This is a genomic window from Nonomuraea sp. NPDC049158 (assembly GCF_040648335.1).
Lineage (GTDB): Bacteria > Actinomycetota > Actinomycetes > Streptosporangiales > Streptosporangiaceae > Nonomuraea.
Genome location: NZ_JBEZDM010000038.1, coordinates 24872 through 46663, shown reverse-complemented (window position 1 = coordinate 46663; position 21792 = coordinate 24872). Strand labels below are relative to the sequence as shown.

The window sequence follows — 21792 nt, the reverse complement described above, 5'->3', positions numbered from 1 at the left end:
GTCATTCGACCAGGCCGCTGAGCTGCCCGGCGAGTCCGCGTACGGTCGGGTAGCCGAGCATCGCCGTCACGGGAACCGCGATCCCCAGCTGCTTGCGGACCCGGGCGATCAGTGAGATCGCCAGCACCGAGTTACCGCCGAGCTGGTAGAAGTCGTCCTCGGCGCCGATCGATTCCAGGCGCAGGATGCCCGCCCAGATGTCGGCCAGCGTCCGCTCCATCCCCTCAGCCGGCTCCACGTAGGGGGTCGACAGCTCGGGACGGGGGTCTCGGATCTCCTCCTCCTCGGGCGCCTCGTCCTTCGCCGACCCCACGACCCACTGCTCGTAGCGGGCGTCCAAGGAACCGGTCGAGATGACCAGGTGGTCGACCTCATCGATCGCGGCCACCGCCCGCTCGAAGATCTCGACGGCTTCCACCGCTCTCATGTCGAAGGCGCCCGTGTGACCGACGGACTGCCGCTGCCCGGCCTCCAGCCCCCAGGTGTCCCAGTCGACCGTGATCCATCGAGCCCTCGTCGACCCGCGTTCCGCGAGCACCCGCGTGTCGAGGGCGGCATTGGCCGCCCCGTACGCGCCCAGCGCCAAGCCGCCCAGAACGGCCGACAGCGAGGACAGGGTGATGCCGCGGACGTCGCCGCACCCGTCAAGGACGTTCCGCAGTGTGCGGAAACCCTCGACCTTCGTGATGAAGTGGGCGTCGCAGGCGGCCTGGGTCAGCATGGTGGCCGGGCCGAAACCCGCCGGGTCGGTGCTGCCCGCCGCATGGACGACCAGATCGATGCGCCCGAAGCGCGACAAGGTCCGCTCCACCACCGCGCGCATCTGCCGCTCGTCGGCGGTGTCAGCGGACTCCACCACCACCTCGGCACCGCCCTCGACCAGCTCGACCAGCGTGGCGAGAGTCCTGGCCGACCGTGAGCCGGGATCGGCTGCGGCGAGGTGCTCTCGCCAGCGGTCCCGTTCGGGGAGCGCGGTCCGCCCGGTGAGGACGACCCGGCAGCCGCGTCGCGCCGCCAGGTGGCGGGCCAGGATCAGGCCCACGTGCCCGAGACCTCCGGTGATCAGCACCACGGAGCCGGGCGCGAGCGGCCCGTCGGTCGTCGCGGGCAACGGCAGGTGTTCGTACTCCCGCACCCACCGCCCCGTCCCGCGCAGCGCGACCGGGCCCTCATGCTCGGTCACCGCCTCCGTCAGCACCGACGAGGCGAGCACGTTGTCATCGACGTCGACGTGCCTGCACTGCCAGCCCGGATTCTCCTGCGCCAGTACCGGCAGGAGGCCGCCCACGGCGGCCTGTTCCGGGTTGCGTGGCACCGACCCGGCGATGCCCACCGCCTGCCGGGTCACGGTCAGCAGGCTCACCGGCTCGGTCGGCACATGGGTGGCCAGAGCCCCGGCCAGGGTGAGCACCGAGCGGAACCCCGCCGTCATCCCCGTCTCGGCCTCGCCGGAGCGGCCGACGGCATGGACGACCGTCCTCGGCGGCCGGTCCATGCCGCGCAGCAGCAGGTCCAGGTCGCCAGGATCGTCGGGGCGGACGGTGAACCCTGTTCTGGCGTCCCCGCCGAAACCTGACCCCGGTCGCGCGGCCACCACGTCAGCGCCCGCGCGGCGGAGCCGTTCGACGAGGTCCGCGCCGAACCGCTGCCCGGCGAGGACCAGCCACGGACCGGCGGCCCGCAGGTCGGCGTCGCGGTCGGCGATCGCCGCGGGCGCGTGCCGCCACCCCGGAACGTACGTCCAGCGCGACAGGTCGTCCACGCGACCGTCGACGGCCGCAGGCGCGGGGGGCGCGGCCTCGATCCAGTAGCGGCGCCGCTGGAAGGGGTAGGTGGGAAGGGGGACGCGCCGGCCGCCACCGGGGTGCAACGCGGCCCAGTCCACGGAGGAGCCCGCGAGCCACAACCGGGCGAGGGTGGCCAGCTGCCAGCGCGCCGCGCTCTCTCCTGTCACCGGCGCGATGCTCAGCCGAACCTGTCCCTCCTCCTGCTCGGGCGCCTTGAGCCGCTCGGTCACCCGCGTGACGAGCCTGGCGGCACCCTCGCCACCGCTCACCCGCCCGAGCCGGCCGCCCAGCCGCGTCAACGCGGTCAGAAAGGCCACCACCGCCTCGACCGGCACGGACTCCGCGTCGACCGGCTCGATCAGCTCTCCGGTGATCTCTCCCGCCGCCAGCCGCAGCTCCTGCCACCAGTCCTCGGGTACGGAGGAGGGCTCGGGCAGGTCGATGTCGATGAGCGGATCCCGGCTGCGGGTCTCCCCCGCCAGCCGGCGCGCTGGATCGGCCAGCGCGGACACCGCCTCGGCGACGTCGGCGCACACCACGGCGCGCCGTACCGGGAAATGGGCACGCGATTGCTGCAGCGTGAACGCGACGTCGTCGAGACGGAGGCCGGGGTGCGCGGCGAGGTGATCGGCCAGGTCGCGCGTGGCCATGTCGAGCGCCGTCTCGTCCCGGGCCGACAGGAGGAGGAGCTGCGGGCCGGAGCGCCGCGGCGACTCCGGGCGCGCGGGCGGCTCCTCGATCACCACATGCGCGTTGGTGCCGCCGAGCCCGAAGGAGCTGACACCGGCACGGCGAGGATGGGCCGAGGCGGGCCACGGCTGGTCTTCGGTGAGCACCGTGAACCGATCGCGGACGGCGGCCAGGGCCGGGTTGGGGCTGGTGTAGTTGGGGGTGGCCGGGAGTACCGCGCGGTTCATCGCCATCATCGCCCGGATGAGGCTGCTGGTGCCGGAGGCGCGGTCCAGGTGGCCGATGCTGGGTTTGACCGAGCCGAGCACGATCGGCCGCTCCCGGGCGGCCGGGAACGCCCTGGCCATGGCCGCGAGCTCGATGGAGTCTCCGAGCATCGTGCCTGTTCCGTGACACTCGATATAGCTGATCGTCTCCGGAGGAACCCCGGCGAACGAGACGGCCTGCCGCATCACCTCCGCCTGACCGTCCACGCCGGGCGCGGTGTATCCGGCGCAGGCCCGGCCGTCGTTGTTGACGGCCGAGCCGAGGATCACCGCTTCGATGTGGTCGTTGTCGGCCAGCGCGTCGGAGAGGCGTTTCAGCACGACCACGGCCACCCCGCTGCCCACGACGCTGCCGCGGGCGTCGGCGTCGAACGCGCGCACCACGCCGTCAGGGGCGAGGATGTCCCCCTCGTGGTAGGTGTAGCCGACGCCCTGCCCCAGAGGGATGAAGCTGCCTCCCGCCAGCGCGAACTCGCACTCGTAGTTCAGCAGGCTCTGCACGGCCAGGTGGACCGAGACCAGCGACGTCGAGCAGAAGGTCTGCACGGTCACGCTGGGACCACGCAGGTCGAGCTTGTAGGACAGCAGCGACGACAGGGAGTCCCGTTCGGTGCCGATCGCCATCAGCAGCGTGCCGCCCGGCTCCGCCATCAACCGGCCGGCCGCCTGCAGCGCGTAGAGGGAATACCCGCTGCCCGCGAAGACGCCGCCGCGACCGGGGACGGCCATCGGCGAGTAGCCCGCGCGTTCCAGCGCCTCCCACGAGACCTCCAGGAACAGCCGGTGCTGCGGATCCATCGCCTCGGCCTCGATCCTGGAGAAGCCGAAGACACCCGCGTCGAACAGCTCGACATCCTCGAGCCCGCCGGCGACCCGGACGTAGGACGGGTCGGCGAGCTGGGCCGGCCCGACGCCGGCCTTGAGGAGCTCCTCCTCACTCAGCTCGCGGAGTCCCGGCCGGCCGGCCGCGAGATTGGCCCACAGCTCGTCCACGGTCCCGGCCCCGGGGAAGCGGCCCGACATGCCTATCACGGCGACCGCCGCGTCGTAGTCGACCTCACTCACCGTCTGTTCCCTCCCGTACGCTGGCACGTCGTCTGGCCAGCCGCTGCTGCCGCTGCGCGGCGTGGTCGTCGGTGACCCGGTCACCGGTGCTGTCAGGGTCCGGCGCGGCGCTCGCCGCGACGGCGGCCGCCAGTGTGCCGACCGTCGGGGACTGGTAGATCACGTGGGCGGGCAGGCGGTCGAGTTCGAGCACCCGCCGGATCGCCGCGATGATCCCGACCCCGATGAGCGAGTTCCCGCCCAGGTCGAAGAAGCTGTCGTGGACGCCGACCTGGTCCACGCCCAGCGCCTCTCCCCAGATCTCGGCGATGACGATCTCCGTCTTGGTCTGCGGCGCCAGGTACGGGGTGGACAGGTCGGGCCGGGCGTGCCGGGCCTCACCCCTGCCCCGCGTCGCCGCGGTCTGGACGTCCTCGATCGTGTAGTTACGACTGCCCGCGACCTGTGCGGAGAAGTCCTGGGTCGACACCACCACATACGGGTCCGGCCGTTCGAGCGCCCGCAGCAGGCAGCGCCAGCCCTGATCGAAGTCGATGCCGAAGCGCTCCCTGTGCTGCCGGTAGAACTCACGAAGCACCGGTTCGTAACCGTCGAGACCCGCCTCCCAGCCGTTCCACTGCCACTCGCCCCAGCCGATCGACACCACCCGGCTCCCGGCCAGCGGCTCGCTCTGAGCGAAGGCGTCGAGGAAGGCGTTGGCCGCGGAGTAGTCCGCCTGGCCGAGCGCGCCGGTGACGGAGGCCACCGAGGAGAACAGCGCCAGGAAGTCGACGGGAACGTCCGCCAGCGCCTTGGCCAGCGCCAGCGTCCCCGCCACCTTGGGGGCCAGCACGCGGTCGATGTCCTGCGCGGTCTTGAACTGCATCATGCCGACACCCGGCACTCCCGCCGCGTGCAGGACGCCGTTGAGCTCCCCGTACTCCCGCCTGGCGGCGGCGACCGCACGGTCCACGTCCTCCTGGATCGCGACGTCTCCGGCGATGACGGTGAACTCCCCGCCCAGCGCCGCGAGATCGGTGAGGCCCTGGATGCGCCGCCGTACCTCTTCGGTGGCCTGGGGGTCGGCCAGGATCGCGGGCCACTGCTCCCTTGACGGCACCCTGGTACGGCCCAGCAGCACCAGCCGGGCCTGGTGATCCTTGATCAGTCGTTCGGCCAGGGCCAGGCCGATACCGCCGAGGCCACCGGTGACGAGGTAGACGCCGCCCTGCCTGATCGTGCTGACCGGCTCCCGCTCCTGGTGGTGTTCGGGGATCTCGACGATCTCGTAGTCGGGGACCCAGCGGCGGCCGTGGCGCAGGGCGATGGTCTGGTTGCCGGGCTCCGAGCGCAGCTCCGTCATCAGCGGGAGCATCGGCGGCGGCTCGCCCTCGACGAGGTCGATCATCCGCAGCGTGACGCCGGGGCACTCCACCGGGATGATCGTGCACGGCCCGAACAGGGTCGCGCGCTCGGGGCGAAGCCGCTCGACGCCGGTGACGGGATAGACGCCCGAGGTGACGACGTCGAGCTTCCACCCCCCGGCGCCGGCGTCCAGCGCCGCCCTGGCCAGCGCGATCAGCGTGTGGGTGCCGCGCAGCAGGGTGTCCCGCACACCGTCGGCGCCGAGCGTCCACAGGTGCAGCACCCGGGTGGGCAGCCGGTCCTGTTTGCGCAGGGCGGCGAACAGCTCCAGGGTGTCATCGGAGTCTCCCGGCCTGATGCGATACCCGTCGGGGCCCTCGGCGAACGCGGGTCCCGGCCGGACCAGGGTCACGTTCCCGGACAGGCGGTCGGCGATCAGCTGGGTATCACCGTCGTCGGTGAACACCAGCCAGGTCTCGTCCGTGTCCTCCATCGGGAGCCGGGGCGTCCGCTGGCGCCACACAGGCAGGTTCATCCATTGGGACTCGGGCAGCAGGGGCAGGGTCTCGTACTCGCTGATCAGCTCCTCGGCGCTGAGCTCGTCGGCGTGCTCGTTCTGCGCGCGCGGGCCGTGTCCCGCGTTGAACCAGTACTCCTCGCGCTGGAACGGGTAGGTGGGCAAGGGCACCCGTCCGGGCGTCCGCTCCTGGTCGGCGTGGTGGTAGGCGTACCAGTCGATGGTCACGCCGTTCAGCCACAGCTCGCCCAGAGCCTCCGCCACGGTCCTGTCGTCGCTCTTGTCCTCGTGCGCGGAAGGAAGCGTGGAGATGATCAGCGGCCACCGCGAGCGATCACAGTCGGCGTGGGCGCGGGCCATCGCGCCCAGCGACCGTCCAGGACCGATCTCCAGCACGGTGATGTCCTGGCGCCGCAGCAACTGGGCCAGACCATCGGCGAACAGCACGGGCCGGCACATGTGCCGGGCCCAGTAGCCGGGGTCGGTGACGAGCTCCTCGTCCACCATGCCACCGGTGACGTTGGAGACGTAGTCCATGGTCGGCGCGTTGAGCGTGATGTTCTCGGCGACCCACGTGGTCAGCTCGTCCATCACCGGGGTGAGCATCCGGGAGTGGAAGGCGTGCGTGGTGTCCAGCTCACGGCAGCCGATCTGGGCGGCCCTGAGCTCCACCGCCAAAGCCTTGATCGCCGTGACGGGTCCGGCGACCACGACCTGTCCCGGGTTGACCGCGGACAGGTCGATGCCCCGCTCGTCCAGGTCCGGCACGCGCGCCGACAACTTCTCCCAGGTGAGGCCGACGGCCAGCATCCCGCCACCGGGCAGGCCGGCGATGAGCTCGGCCCGGCGGGCGACCAGCTTGACGGCGTCCGGGAGCGACAGCACACCGGCCAGGCAGGCGGCGACGTACTCGCCCACGCTGTAACCCAGCACGGCGGTCGGCTGGATCCCCCAGTCCATCAGCGTCCTGGCCAGGGCGTACTCGGCGGCGAACACTGCGGGCTGGGCGGCTCGCGTGTCGCTCAGCGAAGACGGCGCGCCCGTTTCCGCGCGGCCGAGCATCGCGGCGAGGTCGAGACCCGCGTCGGCGCGATCACCGGTGAGCCCTTCGAGCACGTCGACGGTGGAATGCTGGGCGAGCAGGTCGAGCACCTGGCGCAGGTGCCAGCGGAACACCGGCTCCGTCCGGTACAACCCCGCCACCATGCCCGCATAGTGCTCGCCGACCCCCGCGAACATGAAGGCGACCCGGCGACCTCGCGATGGATCGTGGCGGGCCAGGAGCGTGGCCTCGCCGGCCGCGCTCCCGGCGAACGCCGCCGCCGCACCGGCCGCGTCGTTGGCGACGCACACCCGGCGGTGGCCGAACAGGGCCCGTCCTTCCTGCAGGGTGAAGGCGATGTCGGCCAGGTCCTGGTCGGTGGTGCGGGTCAGGTGATCGGCCAGCAGCGCGCGATACTCCTCGGCCGCCCGCTCCGACCTCGCCGACAGGGGCAGGACGTTCCATGAGCGTTGCGCGGACGGCCGTTCCCGTGGTTCCGGCGCCTCCTGCAGGACGACGTGCACGTTGGTGCCGCCCATCCCCAGCCCGTTCAGCCCGGCCAGCCGCTGCCGGCCGAATTGCCGCGGCCACGGGACCGCCTTGCCCGCCACGTAGAAGGGACTGCGCGCGAAGTCGATCTCCGGGTTCGGCGTCTCATAGTTCAGCGACCGCGGGATCAGCTCGTGCCTGAACGCCTCCACCACCTTGATCAGTCCGGCGACGGACGCCGCCCTGTCCAGGTGCCCGATGTTGGTCTTGACCGAGCCGATCGCGCAGTACTGGCGGTCCAGCAGGGCCTGGCCGGACCGCTCCTGCTCGGTCTCCCGGAACGCCCGGGTCAGCGCGGCGACCTCGATCGGGTCGCCCAGCTCCGTCGCCGTGCCGTGCGCCTCCACGTAGGAGATGTCGCGCGGCGAGACCTCGGCGTCGGCGAGCGCGGCCGACACGGCGGCCGCCTGCCCGACCACGCTCGGGGCCGCGTAACTGAACTTCGCGGCGCCGTCATTGTTCATGGCCGAGCCGCGGATCACCGCGAGCACGGTGTCGCGGTCGGCGAGGGCGCGGCGCAACGGCTTGAGCACGATCACCGCGGCGCCGTCACCGAAGATGCCGCCCCGGGCCTGCTCGTCGAAGGTCCTGACGTGCCCGTCCGGTGAGGCCATCCCGCCCTGGACGTAGAGATGGCCGACGCGGTCGGGTACGCGTACGCAGACGCCACCGGCCACGGCCAGCTCGCACTCGTCCTGGCGCAGGCTCTGGCAGGCGAGGTGGATGGCCGCCGCCGAGGTCGAGCAGAACGTCTGCACCGAGACCGCCGGCCCGGTGAGGTTGAGGCGGTAGGCGGCCATGGTCGCGAGGGCGTCCTTGTCGTTACCGGTGATCAGCTCGTAGGGATCTATCCTCGCCAGCACCTCGGGGTCGGCGAACCGGTCGATCATGTACATGCTGATGTTCATGCCGGCCCACAGGCCCACGCGGTCGCGGTTGTCGGCCCTGCCGTACCCCGCCTGCTCCAGCGCCTCCCACACGACCTCGAGGAAGACCCGCTGCTGGGGGTCGGCTATCTCCGCCTCCCTGGGGCTGAAGCCGAAGAACCCGGCGTCGAACCCCCTGATGTCATCGAGAACGGGCCGCACCTTCACATAATCGGGATCGGCGATCAGCCGCGGGTCCACGTTCGACGCGCGTAGGTCTTCGTCGGTGAAATGTGCGAATGACTCCACGCCATTCTTGATGTTCTCCCAGAATTGCGCCACGTTCGCCGCGCCGGGAAAGCGACCGGACATGGCGATGATGGCGATGTCGTGGTCACGTATCGATTGTTCGAACATCAGGCTCCCTCTGCCCGTCACGCCCCGTGCGAAGCGCCTTTTACCCTTCGTCGGCAGCCATGGCCCACGCTCGGGCAATCGTGTCCCGTGGCGTCTCGGGCGGTCCAGCCGATACGCGCTGTCAGCATGCTGCCAACCGTGAACTGCCAGCAGTGCGGGCCGTTTTCGCCCGTTGACACGAGCGCGCGCGCCGACCAAGAATTCCTCGACATCAGCAGGATGGAGGGGCCATGGCTTTGATGGGCGTTGTCGGCATGGGCGTCATGGGCGTCGGTGTGGCACAGAATCTCGCACAGGCGGGGCACCGGGTCGTGGTCATGGATCGAAGCGCCGACATTCTGGAGAAAGGCCGCGGCCTGCTCGCCCGGAATTTCCGGATGAGCCATATGTTCGGCGGCCCCAGGATCGACGTCTCCGCCATGATGAATGCCATCACTTTGACCGCCGACCTGGGCGAGCTGGCCACGGCGGAAATAGTGGTGGAGAACATCACCGAGAATTTCGAGCTCAAGCGCGACGTCTACCAGCGGCTCGACGAGATCTGCGCGCCGGAAACCCTTTTCGTGGCGAACACGTCGGCGATTCCGATCACCAAACTGGCGGGTGTCACACGGCGGCCGGCCCAGGTGGCCGGCGTGCACTTCATGAACCCGGTGCCGCTGAAGCCGGTGGTCGAGCTCATCCCCGGCTACCACACCTCACCGGAGACCCTCGATCGCGTCCGGACGCTGCTGAAGGAGATGGGCAAGCAGCCCATTCAGGTGAAGGACGCGTGCGGGTTCGTCTCCAACCGCGTCCTGATGCTGACCGTCAACGAGGCCGCCTATCTCGTGTACGAGGGCACCGCCACCGCCGATCAGGTCGACGAGGTCTTCCGCGGCTGCTTCGGCCATCCGATGGGGCCGCTCGAGACCGCCGACCTCATCGGTGTCGACACCATCCTGTACAGCATCCAGACGTTGTACGAGAACTTCGCGGACAGCAAATACCGGCCCTGCCCGCTGCTGGCCCAGATGACGGACGCCGGGCTGCACGGACGCAAGTCGGGACAGGGCTTCTACACCTACAACCGGTTGACAGCGGAGGCTTGACCATGGGCGACTACACCGCCGAGACCATCAACGACTTCATACACGGACGTTTCCCGGACGCTACGTTCACCGACGACGACGACATCTTCTCGCTCGGGTTCATCAACTCGCTGTTCGCGATGGAGCTGGTGATGTACATCGAGCAGAAGTTCAGCGTGACCATTCCCAACGACGAGCTCAAGTTCGACAACTTCCGCACCGTGAACTGCATGGCGGAGCTGGTTCACCGGCAGGCGCTGCCCGCCGTAGGGCAATGACGGCTTCGACGCCCCCTCGCACGCTCGACCAGGTGCGAGATCGCGCGTCGGCGCGGCGCTTCGTGCGGGACCACATCGCGGCGACCGCGGACGAGTACGACCGCCTGGGCCGGGTTCCCGAGCCGCTGCTCGACGCGATCGGGGCGGCCGGTCTGTGGGCCCCTTTCCTGCCCGCCGATGTCGGCGGCGGCGGTGTCTCCTACACCGCTCTCGGCGCCATCCACGAGGAGATCGGGCGCGGCTGCTCCTCGGTGCGCAGCCTGCTCACCGTCCACACGATGGTCGCGTTCGCGGTCGATCGCTGGGGCACGCAGGATCAGCGCCGGCGATGGCTGCCGTCGCTGGCATCGGGCCGGGTTCCCGCCTCGTTGTGCGTCTCCGAACCCGAGGTCGGCAGCGATGCCACCCGGATGACCACCAGCGCCCGGCGGGTCGGCGGCGGCTGGGTCGTGAACGGCACGAAGACCTGGATCACCGGAGGCCGGCGCGCGGGGTTGTTCCTGGTCTTCGCCCGCAACGGCCCCGCGGTCACCGCCTTCCTCGTCCCCCGCGAGACGCCCGGAGTCGAGATCACCCCGATCGACGACATGCTGGGGACACGGGCGAGCATGCTCGCGACGGTCACCCTGCGCGACGTCCCGTTAGCGGCCGACGCGCTGCTCGGCCCGGAGAGCTTCGCGGCGGGCATGGTCCTCACCGGCACGCTCGACCTCGGGCGCTTCAGCGTGGCCGCGGGCTCGGTCGGCATCACGCAGGCCTGCCTGGACGCCTGCGCGGGCTACACCTCACAGCGCCGGATACGCGATGTGCCGCTGCGTGAGCTGCAGCTCATCCGCGCGAAGATCACCGACATGGTCACGGACGTCACCGCGGCCCGGCTTCTGTACGAGCGGGCCGGCCGGCTCAAGGACGCCGGTGACGCGCAAACGATCATGGCGACTTGGATCGCGAAGTACTTCGCGTCCACCGCCGCCGCCCGGCACGCGTCGGCGGCGGTGCAGATCCATGGCGCGAACGGGGCCAGCGCTCGCCATCCGGTGGCGCGCTATTTCCGCGACGCGAAGGTCATGGAGATCATCGAGGGCAGCTCCGAGATCCAGCAGATCACCATCGCCGATGCCGCCTACCAGAAAGCGATGCCATGACGGTTGACAGCGACGCCGCACGCCGGGGCCGGATCAAGTGTGTGGTGTGGGACCTCGACGACACTCTGTGGGACGGCGTACTGCTGGAGGACGGGAACGTCTCGCTCCGGGACGACCTGGTCCAGCTGATCCACGAGCTTGACCGCCGAGGCGTACTCCACTCCGTGGCCAGCAAGAACGACGAGCAGACCGTACTCGCCAAGCTGGGTGAGCTGGGGCTGGAAGAGATGTTCGTCTATCCCCAGATCGGCTGGAGCGCCAAGTCCACCTCGATCGCGAGCATCGCGAAGAGCCTGAACGTCGCCACGGACGCGCTCGCCTTCATCGATGACCAGGAGTTCGAACGGGCCGAGGTGGCGCACGTTCATCCCGGCGTCCTGTGCCTCGCGCCGGGAGAGGTGATGGACGCGGCGGACACCCCGGAGTTCACGCCGCGCTTCGTCACCGTGGAATCTCGGCACCGGCGGGAGATGTTCCGCGGCCAGATCGCGCGGGAGGAGTCCGAGCGGACCTTCCACGGGACTCCCGAGGATTTCCTGGCCCACCTGGGCATGCGGTTCGTGATCCGCCGCGCCACCCGGGACGATCTCCAGCGGGCGGAGGAACTCACCGTCCGGACCAACCAGCTGAACTCGACCGGCCGTACCTACTCCTACGAGGAGCTCGACGAGCTGCGCGGCAGCGCCGACCATCTGCTGCTGGTCGCCGACCTCAAAGACATGTTCGGTGATTACGGAACCATCGGGCTCGCCCTGGTCGAACGCGGCCCGCGGCACTGGCATCTGCGGCTGCTGCTCATGTCCTGCCGGACGATGTCCCGCGGGGTGGGAACGATCCTGCTCAATCACGTGATGAGCGAGGCACGCGCGGCGGGTGCCCGGCTCCGCGCGGATTTCGTGGAGACCGGCCGCAATCGCGTCATGCAGATCACCTACGCCTTCGCGGGCTTCACCGAGGCCGGCCGCGACGGCGCGAACGTGGTCCTCGAATCCGATCTCGAACATGTCCAGCAACCCGCGCCCTACGTCGATGTCGTCGTCGACCGTACGCCCCAGCAGACGAGGATGTGAGGCCACATGACCTCTGCCCAGCGCCCACTGATGATCTCCCCGAGGTTCCTCGACCCCGCGGAGCTGACAACGCGCGTCCAGCTCGCCGAGCGGCTGGGCGTGGACCAGCTCTGGCTCGAGCAGCAACCCGATCAGCGGGACGCGACCCTGATGGCCGCGACCTATCTGAACGCGGCGCCGGCCATGACCGTGGGCACGGCGGTGCTGCCGATCTATGCCCGGCACCCGGTCTCCATGGCCCAGTCGGCGGCGACGCTGGCCGAGCTCTCGCGGGGGCGGTTCATCCTCGGTCTGGGCTACAGCCACCAGTTCATCAACGAGTACGTCCTCGGCTACAAGCAGGGGCCGCCGATCGCCGTGATGCGGGAATACCTGTCCATCGTCCGGGATCTGACGAATGCCGGCGCGGCCAGCGTGGAGGGACGCTACTTCACGGCGCGTTCCCAGTACGCCGACCCGTACCAGCCGGTTCCGATCTACCTGGCCGCCTTGCGTCCCCAGATGATCCGCCTCGCGGTCGAGTTCGGTCAGGGCATCGTGATCTGGCTGTGCTCGGCCCGCTATGTGCGCGAGCAGGTCATGCCGGTGGTCCGCGAAGCGTGCGCGGCTTTGGGCAAGCGCGAGGAGGACTTCACCGTGCTGACCATTCTCCCCGCCTACACCGGCGACGACCTGGTGGAGCAGACCAACCGGTGGGAGAAGACGACCGCCTCGTACCGCATGCTGCCTTACTACCGGCATGTGCTGGACGCCTACGGCAAGCCGGAACCCGGGGAGCTGTCGCTGATCGGGACACGGGAGCAGGTCCAGGAGCGGCTGGCCCAATTCCGTGACGCGGGGTGCGTTCCCGCTCCTTCGCCCATGCCCGGCACGGAGCAGGAATTCATCCAGACGGTCGAGGCCGCCTACCAGCCTTAGATCAGGCCCGTCCCCCCACGACCAGCCCCCGGCCCATGTGGTCGGGAGGGTGGTCCTGGCCATGGTCGAGACCGGAGGGCACGTCCTCGCGGAGAATGAGCCCGAGCGCGTAGGCCGCCAGTGTCAGCTGGGCCTTGTTCCCGACATCGAGTTTGCGGCGGATCCGCTGAACATAGGTGTCGACCGTGGCCTTGGACAGGTCCAGCTGCCTGGCTATCTCTTTGTGGGTCATGCCGTGAGCCAGTGCCTTGAGCACTTCGAGCTCACGGGAGGTGAGTCCTTGGACGTCGGTCTGAAGCGGCGTCACGGTGGGTCCGCCGGGGAGCGCGGTCGTCGCCACCGGCAGGCCCTGTGACATGTAGAGACCCCCTTTGGCCACGCTGTCGACCGCATCGCGCAACGCCTTCGCCGGTGACGACCAGTCGATGAGGCCACGCACACCGAGTTCGATCAGGAGAATCAGCTCGGCATTGTCCAGCGTCGGACAGAAGGCGAGCACGCGTTGCGTTCTGCAGAGCCATTCAATCTTTTCCAGCGGATGATTCATCTGCAAATGGAGCGGATTGACGATGACGACGCCGGGGGAGCCACTCTCCGTCGCGGCGGCCAGCTCATCGAACGTCGGGAAGATATCGAAGCCGACCGGGCCGATCAGCTTCGCCGCGACCGCGACGGCGCCTTGCATCGCAATAGTGCCGTCGGTCAATGCGAATACGCTGACCAATTCAGCCGGCGCTCGGGCAGTAATATGCATCGCACCTCTTGTCGTGTCGGCGTGGCTCGGCCTGACATTACCTCAGTGCGGTTTTGATTCGCTTTCGCCGGTATATAAACGCTGCCCCGCGCACTCCGGCGGGCGCCTGGGGCGGTGCCGGGGAGCGGCCGGATCCGGCTCTGGCTGGGCTCCTCCGAGGCCGAGGGGGATCGTTCTTGGCTAGGATCGCCGAAAATGGGCGGTATTGTGCGATCTGCAACCTTGCCCGGGAATGATCCTCGGCGGAGGAGATCATGCGTTTCAGGATTCTCGGACCGCTGGAGGCCGAACGGGGCGGGGAGCAGCTTCACCTCGGAGGCGGCCTCCAACGCGTCGCCATGGCGATCATGCTGCTCGACGCCAACCGGGTCGTGCCCGTCACAAGGATGATCGAGGCCGTATGGGGTGAGGCGCCCCCAGAGACCGCCCGCAACCAGATCCAGATCCGGATCTCCCACCTGCGCCGACTGCTCGGCGACACCGCCCAGCCGCACAACCTCCTCATCACCATGCCTCCTGGCTACCTGCTGCGGATCGGACGGGGACAGCTCGACCTCACCGACTTCGACGAGCTGACCGAGCAGGCGCAACTGGAGAAGCCCGCCCAGGCGGCCAGGACCCTGCGCTCGGCGCTGGCGCTGTGGCGTGGTCCCGTGCTGTCCAACGTCAGCAGTGACCTGATCCAGACGATCGCGCACGGCGTACAGGAACGCCGTCTGCTCGCCCACGAGCAGTGCATCGACCTCGAGCTCAAACAGGGCCGCCATCAGCAACTGGTCGCCGAGCTGCGCGGCCTCGTCCAGGACAATCCCCTGCGCGAGCAGTTGCACGGCCTCCTCATGCTCGCGCTCTACCGTTCGGGACGACAGGCCGAGGCACTCGACGTCTTCCACGCCTATCGCGTGATGCTGCAGGACACGCTCGGCCTGGTGCCCGGAGACGAGCTGCGCCGACTTGAACTGGCCATACTCAACCAGGACGCGGAGCTCGACAGCGGGCCCGCGGTGGTGCGCCAGACACCGGTCCCGAGGCAGCTCCCGCCGATGATCTCGCGGCTGTCCGGACGCGACGCCGAGACGCGTCGGATCGGCTCGCTCCTCGACGCGAACGGCGCGGGCACCGGGTTACCCATCGCCGCCATCGTCGGCAGGGCGGGCGTGGGCAAGACCGAGCTGGCGCTCCAGACGGCGCACCGGCTGTCTCCCGGCTATCCGGACGGGCAGCTCTACATCGACCTGCGCGGCGGTGAGCTGCAGCCGACCGACGTGCTGAGCCAGTTCCTCCGCGCTCTGGGGGTCTCGTCGATACCCCGGTTGCTGGAGGAGCGAGGCGCCCTGTTCCGCTCCACCGTGGCCGGCAGCCGTATGCTCCTGCTGCTCGACAACGCGGGCTCCTTCGAACAGATCTGGCACCTGCTCCCCGGCGGTGCACCCTGCGCCGTGCTGATCACCGGTCGTCACCATCTGACCGGGTTGCCGGAGCACCGGGTGGTCCGCCTCGACGTTCTCGACGGCGAAGGCGCCGTCGAACTGCTCACCCACGACATCGGCGCTCATCGCGCCGCGCTGGAGCCCGCCTCGATCAGGACGCTGGCCGAGCAGTGCGGCGGGTTGCCGCTCGCGCTGCGCATCGCCGGCGCGCGGCTCGCCGTACGCCCGCAGTGGAGCGTCCAGACCCTGGTGGACATGCTCGGCGACTCCCGCACCATGCTGGACGTTCTCAGCCATGGTGATCTGGAGGTACGGGCCAGCCTCGACGTCAGCTACCGAGGGCTGTCGAGCAAGGCCCAGACGTTGTTCCGGCGGCTCGGGCTGCTCGACAGCCCGCAGAGCACCCACTGGCTCGGCGAGGCGCTGCTCGGCGACAACGCCGCCGAGGGCGCGTTCGACGAGCTGGTCGACGCCTCACTGCTGGTCCGCAGGGGCCGGCGGTACATCATGCATGACCTGGTACGTGCGTACGCGGGCGAAAGCGCCCTGGCCAGCGACAGCGAGGAGCAGCGCCAGGCCGCGGTGGAGCGTGCCTGCAAGCGCTTCCTCTTCCTGGCCGACCGGGCCCACCAGCGTTACTACGGCGGGCATTTCACCCTGCTGCGCGGCAAGAACACCGGCGACTCCCGGGACGACGCCCTGGCCGACGCGCTGTTCGGGAACGATCCGCTCGGCTGGTTGGACGAGGAGCGCACGACGCTCCTGGCGACCGTACGGCAGGCGGCGGCGCACAACCTCGACGAGCTGTGCTGGAACATCGCGATGACCGCCATCACCCTCTTCGAGATCCACGGCTACTACGACGAGTGGCGCGCCGTCTCCGAGATCGCCCTCGAGTCCTGCCGGAGCGCCGCCAACACGCGCGGCGAGGGGGCGATGCTGTACTCGCTGAGCACGCTGGCCAACTTCCAGCAGCGCTACGGCGAGGCGCAACCTCTGCTGCTCCAGGCGATCGACATCTTCGAGCAGATCGGCGAGGTGCACGGCATGGCTCTGGCGCTGCGCAACCTGGCCCTCTCGGAGCGGGTCAGGGGCGAACTCGACGCGGCGCTCGACCGGTACCGGCAGGCGCTCCCGCTGCTCGAGGCCGTGGGAGACAGAGCCGCCGAAGGCCATGTCCTGGTGAGCATCGCGGCCATCCATCTCGAAGAGGACCGCCTGGATGAGGCGGAGCCGCTGCTCGACCGCGCCCTGGCGATCTTCAGAGGCGACGCGGTCCAACGCGGCGAGGCCCAGGCGCTGAACCGCATCGCCGAGCTCTCCCTGCTGCGCGGCGACGCCCAGCGCGCACTGGAGGCGTTCGAAGGGGCTCTGGCCATCGTCCGCAGTGTCCGCGACCGGATCGGTGAGACGTACGTCCTGCACGGGACAGGCGAGGCACAGGCGGCCCTTGGCCGGCCCGAACAGGCCGAACGCGCCCTGTCCCGTGCTCTGGACATGGCACAGGAACTGGGCGAACGTCACATCGAGGGACGAACCAGGCTGTCGCTCGGCCTCCTGCTCAGCCGGCAGGGGGATCCCCGCGGGCTGACCCACCTGCGGCAGGCGCACGCGTTGTTCGCCGACATGGGGGCGGAACGCTGGCGGGCCAAGGCGGCGGAGGCCCTCGCCATCGTCAGCCCCGGTTGAGCGGCATCCCCGTCCCCATCCCCGTCCCCATCGTCGGTGTGGGACTCGGTGTCGGATTGACCCTGACCACATCGGTCCAGGACATGTCACAGATGCCGTTCTCGTAAACCCCTATGCAATCCGGGTCCATGTCGTCCGCCTGCGCCGCGGCGATGGAGCCCGACACGATCGCCACCGCGATGCCCAGGCTGATCAAGATCTTCCGCACGTGGTCCGTCCCTTCAGTCGCGGGGCGACTCTAGTGAAGACGGCTTTAGTTCCGCTTTCGATCGTCGCCGGAGAGTCCCCGACCCGCTGCCCACACCGTCAGAGTTCGGGCGGGTCCGCCGATGCGGCGCCAGGTGCCCGTGTCGCGGGACCAGCGGAGGATCTCCGAGCGGTCTTCGCTCAGGACGTACACCTCTCGCCGGCCTACCCGCACCTGCGCGCCCGCTGGGCCGATGTCCTGCCAGTTCTGGTTCTTGGCATCGGTCCCCGGCTCCGTGAGGACGCGCAGTCGCTCGCGCGACGGATCGGTGGAGAAGAGGCCGGCGGCGCCTCCGTACAGGTCGCCGGCCGGGCCCGCCGCGTAGGCCCAGGGCGCTCCCCCGGACCATCGGTTGACCACGGTCCGTTCCGGGGTCAGGCCGTACAGGTGCTTGTCGGTGAGTGCGAACGAGGCGCCCGCCGTCCCGACGAAATCCCATTGGCCGGGGCGGCCCAGGTAGGTGAAGATCCGGCCGTCGGTCGGGTCGGTCGCGAACAGGCCTGGCTCACCGCCGTACAACCGCGTCGCCGGGCCGCCTATCTGGGTCCATGTCGTGCCGTGTCCGTCCCAGATGTGCACGGCCTGACGGTCCGCGGCCAGCCGGTAGACATGTGTGCCGCTGACCGCGAGGTCGCCACCCGGTTCGCCGATGGGGAACCAGAAACCGGGACGCCCTCCGTACGCGTAGAGCAGGTTGTCCATCCCGGTCGCGAACAAGCCCGCGGGCCCGGACCAGAGCTGCTTCGCGGCAGCCCCGATCCTGGTCCACCGGGTCGTGTCCGCGCCGTCCCATTGGCCGTCCCATTGGCCGTCCCATTGGCCGTCCCATTGGAAGACGCCACGGCCGTCCGGCCCGATGGCGAACACGCCGGTGCCCGTGAGCGGCGCGGCCGTCGCGGCACCGCCGACCTCGGAGGTGCCGGGCGCGCTCGTGGCGCTGTCCATGCTCGCCGGGCCTGACCCGAGCAGCAGCATGAGCACGGCGAGGACGACGATTCCGGCGCCACCGCTGTTGAGCGTCAAGGGGCGTGGCCGCTGTTCCTTGATGGGCTCCGGGGGTTTTGCGGACTCTGGCGCTGCCGGGGGTTCGGCGATCGACGGCGAGTCCGTCTGGAGTGTTCCCTCAAGGGCCGCCTGGTGCAGGCGCGCGGCCGTCTCCATGCGTGCCTGGCGGGTGCGTTCGTCCGGCGTGCGGTCCTCTACCACCCGGCGCAGCAGCTTCAGCGGGATGATCTTCTGGCCGGAGCGGTATTCGCCCCAGAGCGTCTTGCCCACGTGGTAGCGGGCGGCGAGCTCGCGGACGGTCATCCCACTGGTCAGCGTCAGCAGGAACTCGGCCAGCGCGTTCGCCTGCTCCGTGCTGCCTCTCGGCCTGCCCTGGGGCCTGCCCACCCGGCCGCTCATCGCCGTCGCCTCCCACCCGCTCCTCTCTTTCTGATGATCAGTTGAACAGAATGGTTGTCCGCGGACAACTCATTGTCCGGATTTCACGCCATTTCGTGCCAACCCATTCCGGACAATCGCCGCACCCGCCAGCCTCGGAAATGCCGGGCAATCGATCCCTTTCGCCACAGGAGGTTCTGAGCATGGACTTCAGCGACAACAAGGTGACCAGACTCACAGCAGCGGCCCTTCTCGCGACCGCCCTCACCGCGTTGCCGGCCTCCGCCTCCAGCGCGGAGAGCGGGTACACCCCTGAGCAGGTGTGCGGCAGCGGCTTCGGGAAGGTGGTGGGCGGCACCAAGACGGCGACCGACGCGAGGCGCATCGTCCGGGGCTATGTCTACCTGCTCTACAACGCGCGTACCGGGGAGAACTGCGTCGTCACCATCAAGTCGAGTTTCGTGGGGCAGCCGACCCTCACCAGGGCGAGCCTCTTCGTCAAGGACGGCGGCAGCTTCGAGGACGAGGGAACCTACAAGTACTACGCGGGTCCGGTGAAAGCGCAGGCCAAGGATGTCTGCGTCGCTTTCAATGGGCTTGTCACCAACCTACGCGCCAACGAGAAGTCGTCGGCTTCCAGTGTCCAGGCCTTCGGCGGTTCGACGAGCTTCGGCAACTGCGGCACCCAACGTATGCGTAAAAGGGGCATCCGCTGAGATCGGCATAATTGCGCCGGTGAAGCGTACATCGTTAATCCTCCTGGCCGCCCTTACGTCGGGCTGCGCGCTCGTTGGGCAGCAGGCATACACCGTCTCCAGCCCCGCCATGGAGCCCACGCTCAAGGAGGGCAGTCACGTCATAACTCGCCTGACCGGCGACGACGGCTACGTGCCCAAACCAGCGGACATCGTGGTCTTCACGGCGCCGGAGTGGGGGAAGACGGCCCCCCACATCTTCCGCGTCATCGGAGTGCCGGGCAGCACGGTCGCCTGCTGCGACGAGCGTGGACGGATCACTGTCGACCAGCGGCCCCTCGACGAACCGTATATCGGTGGGGCGGCGGCCTCCTACCGCACGTTCTCGCTCACCGTGCCGCCGGGGCGGCTCTGGGTGCTGGGCGACAATCGCGACCAGGCACTCGATTCTCGGGCGCATCAGGGCGATCCAGGCGTCGGCACCATCGCCGTAAAGAACGTCGTAGGGGTCGTCGAGGTCGAGAAGACTGGCTGAGCATGGGATCAGCGGGGTGCCGCGTCGTTCAGCAGTTTGAAGAAGGTGTCGCCGCGGACGACCTCAAAGGGGTCGGTGAGCAGAATGCCGAGCTCGGCGACGTCGGCCGGTGTCCAGTTCCAGGCGTTGATCGCGCCGGCCATGAACAGCGGTGATTTCCCGTCCCAGCCCTCGATGTGCTTCAGCAGCGAGTCGCGATACTCCTGGGCCTTTCCCTGGGGGGAGAAATTGCCGATCAGCGGGATACCGGCCAGGCGGGTCCGCAGGTCGCCGCTTTCCCAGGATTGGATGATGCCGCGCACCGGGGTGTTCTTTCGGTATGAGCCGGCAATGCGCTCGTCGAACGCCACCCAGCCGGTGTTCTCCGGGTTGCGATAGTTGTAGGCGTAGACCAGGTCCATGCCGGTGTCGCGCAGGAAGCGTCCGCTGAGTTCGGTGTAGGCGTCCAGGTCCTTCGCGGGCCAGGAGCCCGGATAGGTGTAGCCGGCGCCGGAGGGGCCCGAGATCAGCAGGTCGTTGGCGGTGGCCGTGCGCTGGTAGTGCGCCAGGAGGGCGGGGCCGATGTCGGCGAGCAGGGGGCTGATGGTCCAGTTCACCGGCACGGCGCCGCGTTTCGGGTCGTCCCAGAGTTCGCGCATTCTGCGCTGGCAGTACTGGATGTTGTCGCCCTCGCCGAAAGTGAGGGTGAGGTAGACGCGGTTGCGTAAGGTGGCCGCCGGTCTCGGTCGTACGCGGTTGGAGACCTTCGCGGCGACGCCCGCGTGCACGGTGGCGTTCATGTAGTAGTCGGCGGGCACCACTTCCACGGCGTGCTGCGAGGCGCGGTCCACGCCGCCCCATTCCCCCGCCACGTCATTGGAGAACCAACCCGCATAAGGGGTGGTGGGCTTCACCTTGCTGAGAATCTCGTCGAGTAACGTGCCTGTCTCCCCCGAGGGCGGCAGCCAGAACACCATCGCGCGCATCGCCGCCGCGTAGTCGCGGAAATACGGGAAGGGCTCCACCCGGGTGGGCGCGGTGGTGGCGGCGGTGACCAGGTATTGGTTCCACAGGTCTACCTCGACCAAAAGCTGCTGGGTTCCGGCCGGCGCGGTGAATCGGTAGATGAAGTAGCCGCCGCCGTGGGAGAAACGGTTGGTGTCCCCGCCGATAGAGGAATTGAGGCCGTCGAACAGGTACGGGGCCTCGGTCTCCGTCCCCGGGATGAAGGACACGATCTCCTTGCCGTCGGCCTTCACCTTCACCGAGCCGACCGAGGCGCCCCAGCCGTCGTCGCCGAGGGAATCCTGGAAACGCAGATACACGCCGTCCTGGCCGGAGAGCTCCTGGCTCAGGTCGAAGGTGCGGACCGCCCTGTTGGAGGCGTCACGAATGCGCTCGCTCTCGCGGGCGATCTCGCGCCACTGAACGCCGTCCACGCGTACCGTCCTGGTCGGCGGGAGCCCGGTGAGCAGCGCGTGCGTGCAGCGGGGGAAGAGGTGGTCGAGCTGCCACCGGTACGTTCCCAGAATGTCGTCGGCTTTGAAGCGGCCGCGCAGGTCGGTGATGATTCTGAAGCCGTACTGGCTCGCCTGCTCGGCGGTGGCGGCGACGGCGTTCTCCAGCCCGGCCAGCGTGGTGGCGACGTTCACGGAGTCGGGCACCGCGGGGTCGTGCACGATCGCTCCGCGTACCTCGTTCTTGTAGCGGGCGACGAGGTCGAGCGGCCGGTCATGGCGCGTGACGGCGGCGCCCGTGCTGGACAGCCAGCGCAGGTCGTAATCGGCGCTGTCGTAGTTGAAGTAGAGGCGCGGCTGCCGCCGGTTGACGATTCCCTGGAGGGTGGTCAGCAGCAGCTGGTCGTTTCCGTGAAGCGTGCTGACGTCGGCGACATCGAGCCGGGTGGGACGGCCGAAGTTCGGCAGAAGGGGGACTCGAGCGGTGGCGGCGGCCGGGCCGGGGAGCGTGATTCCGAGGCCGCCGGCCGCGAGGACCACGCCATTCGCCCACAGGAAAGTACGTCGTGACACCATCAGCGATCGCTGCTCCTTGCTGG

Annotated in this window: 14 protein-coding genes; 8 read left to right on the top strand and 6 right to left on the bottom strand. The window is 69.2% G+C overall.

Going from position 1 to position 21792, the window contains the following annotated elements; translation table 11 throughout:
* Position 1: 1 nt before the first annotated feature.
* On the bottom strand, positions 2–3808 hold the full coding sequence (locus tag AB0B61_RS47280) for an SDR family oxidoreductase (protein WP_358447312.1): 3807 nt from the start codon (positions 3806–3808) through the stop codon (positions 2–4).
* Positions 3801–8543: an SDR family NAD(P)-dependent oxidoreductase gene (locus AB0B61_RS47275; RefSeq protein WP_358447310.1), complete on the bottom strand. Its 4743-nt coding sequence runs from the start codon at positions 8541–8543 to the stop codon at positions 3801–3803. The genes AB0B61_RS47280 and AB0B61_RS47275 overlap by 8 nt, the downstream gene beginning before the upstream one ends.
* Before the next feature lie 230 nt (positions 8544–8773).
* On the opposite strand from AB0B61_RS47275, the gene AB0B61_RS47270 reads away from it, so the two are divergent.
* The 5 genes from AB0B61_RS47270 to AB0B61_RS47250 are packed head-to-tail and all read left to right on the top strand — an operon-like array spanning position 8774 to position 13024.
* Entirely contained in the window at positions 8774–9634 is an 861-nt protein-coding gene (locus AB0B61_RS47270; protein ID WP_358447309.1) for a 3-hydroxyacyl-CoA dehydrogenase NAD-binding domain-containing protein, read from the top strand.
* A gap of 2 nt (positions 9635–9636) precedes the next feature.
* The gene (locus tag AB0B61_RS47265; protein ID WP_358447308.1) at positions 9637–9891 is read left to right on the top strand and encodes a phosphopantetheine-binding protein; all 255 of its coding nucleotides are present in this window, start codon (positions 9637–9639) and stop codon (positions 9889–9891) included.
* Positions 9892–9923: 32 nt separating this feature from the next.
* Positions 9924–11036: an acyl-CoA dehydrogenase family protein gene (locus AB0B61_RS47260; protein ID WP_358447306.1), complete on the top strand. Its 1113-nt coding sequence runs from the start codon at positions 9924–9926 to the stop codon at positions 11034–11036.
* Positions 11033–12106 carry an HAD-IIIC family phosphatase gene (locus AB0B61_RS47255; protein ID WP_358447305.1) on the top strand — a complete coding sequence of 358 codons (1074 nt, stop codon included), beginning with the start codon at positions 11033–11035 and terminating at the stop codon, positions 12104–12106. Before AB0B61_RS47260 ends, AB0B61_RS47255 begins: the two co-directional genes overlap by 4 nt.
* Before the next feature lie 6 nt (positions 12107–12112).
* Positions 12113–13024 (top strand): LLM class flavin-dependent oxidoreductase, encoded by a 912-nt coding sequence (locus tag AB0B61_RS47250; protein ID WP_358447303.1) that lies wholly within the window; start codon positions 12113–12115, stop codon positions 13022–13024.
* 1 nt (position 13025) lies between these two features.
* On the opposite strand, the gene AB0B61_RS47245 is transcribed toward AB0B61_RS47250, so the two are convergent.
* Positions 13026–13730: a response regulator transcription factor gene (locus AB0B61_RS47245; protein ID WP_358447301.1), complete on the bottom strand. Its 705-nt coding sequence runs from the start codon at positions 13728–13730 to the stop codon at positions 13026–13028.
* Between the two features lie 302 nt (positions 13731–14032).
* On the opposite strand from AB0B61_RS47245, the gene AB0B61_RS47240 reads away from it, so the two are divergent.
* A complete protein-coding gene (locus AB0B61_RS47240; protein WP_358447299.1) occupies positions 14033–16897 on the top strand; it encodes a BTAD domain-containing putative transcriptional regulator in 2865 nt (954 codons plus the stop codon).
* On the opposite strand, the gene AB0B61_RS47235 is transcribed toward AB0B61_RS47240, so the two are convergent.
* Both AB0B61_RS47235 and AB0B61_RS47230 read right to left on the bottom strand, forming a co-directional pair.
* Positions 16884–17105 (bottom strand): hypothetical protein, encoded by a 222-nt coding sequence (locus tag AB0B61_RS47235; RefSeq protein WP_358447297.1) that lies wholly within the window; start codon positions 17103–17105, stop codon positions 16884–16886. The genes AB0B61_RS47240 and AB0B61_RS47235 overlap by 14 nt on opposite strands.
* 45 nt (positions 17106–17150) lie before the next feature.
* On the bottom strand, positions 17151–18548 hold the full coding sequence (locus AB0B61_RS47230; protein WP_358447296.1) for a hypothetical protein: 1398 nt from the start codon (positions 18546–18548) through the stop codon (positions 17151–17153).
* A gap of 182 nt (positions 18549–18730) precedes the next feature.
* Here AB0B61_RS47230 and AB0B61_RS47225 point away from each other — a divergent pair, with 182 nt between their 5' ends.
* A complete protein-coding gene (locus AB0B61_RS47225; protein WP_358447294.1) occupies positions 18731–19243 on the top strand; it encodes a hypothetical protein in 513 nt (170 codons plus the stop codon).
* Positions 19244–19262: 19 nt separating this feature from the next.
* Positions 19263–19757, top strand: coding sequence for a signal peptidase I (lepB, locus tag AB0B61_RS47220; protein WP_358447292.1), 495 nt, complete (start codon positions 19263–19265; stop codon positions 19755–19757).
* Positions 19758–19765: 8 nt separating this feature from the next.
* On the opposite strand, the gene AB0B61_RS47215 is transcribed toward lepB, so the two are convergent.
* Positions 19766–21769: a GxGYxYP domain-containing protein gene (locus tag AB0B61_RS47215; protein ID WP_358447290.1), complete on the bottom strand. Its 2004-nt coding sequence runs from the start codon at positions 21767–21769 to the stop codon at positions 19766–19768.
* Between the last annotated feature and the right edge of the window lie 23 nt (positions 21770–21792).

What these genes read in the sequence shown, in the direction of transcription:
- AB0B61_RS47275 (WP_358447310.1), bottom strand. Translation starts at nt 8,543, where the DNA reads ATGTTCGAACAATCGATACGTGACCACGACATCGCCATCATCGCCATG.
- AB0B61_RS47270 (WP_358447309.1), top strand. Translation starts at nt 8,774, where the DNA reads ATGGCTTTGATGGGCGTTGTCGGCATGGGCGTCATGGGCGTCGGTGTG.
- AB0B61_RS47265 (WP_358447308.1), top strand. Translation starts at nt 9,637, where the DNA reads ATGGGCGACTACACCGCCGAGACCATCAACGACTTCATACACGGACGT.
- AB0B61_RS47255 (WP_358447305.1), top strand. Translation starts at nt 11,033, where the DNA reads ATGACGGTTGACAGCGACGCCGCACGCCGGGGCCGGATCAAGTGTGTG.
- AB0B61_RS47250 (WP_358447303.1), top strand. Translation starts at nt 12,113, where the DNA reads ATGACCTCTGCCCAGCGCCCACTGATGATCTCCCCGAGGTTCCTCGAC.
- AB0B61_RS47240 (WP_358447299.1), top strand. Translation starts at nt 14,033, where the DNA reads ATGCGTTTCAGGATTCTCGGACCGCTGGAGGCCGAACGGGGCGGGGAG.
- AB0B61_RS47230 (WP_358447296.1), bottom strand. Translation starts at nt 18,548, where the DNA reads ATGAGCGGCCGGGTGGGCAGGCCCCAGGGCAGGCCGAGAGGCAGCACG.
- AB0B61_RS47225 (WP_358447294.1), top strand. Translation starts at nt 18,731, where the DNA reads ATGGACTTCAGCGACAACAAGGTGACCAGACTCACAGCAGCGGCCCTT.
- AB0B61_RS47215 (WP_358447290.1), bottom strand. Translation starts at nt 21,769, where the DNA reads ATGGTGTCACGACGTACTTTCCTGTGGGCGAATGGCGTGGTCCTCGCG.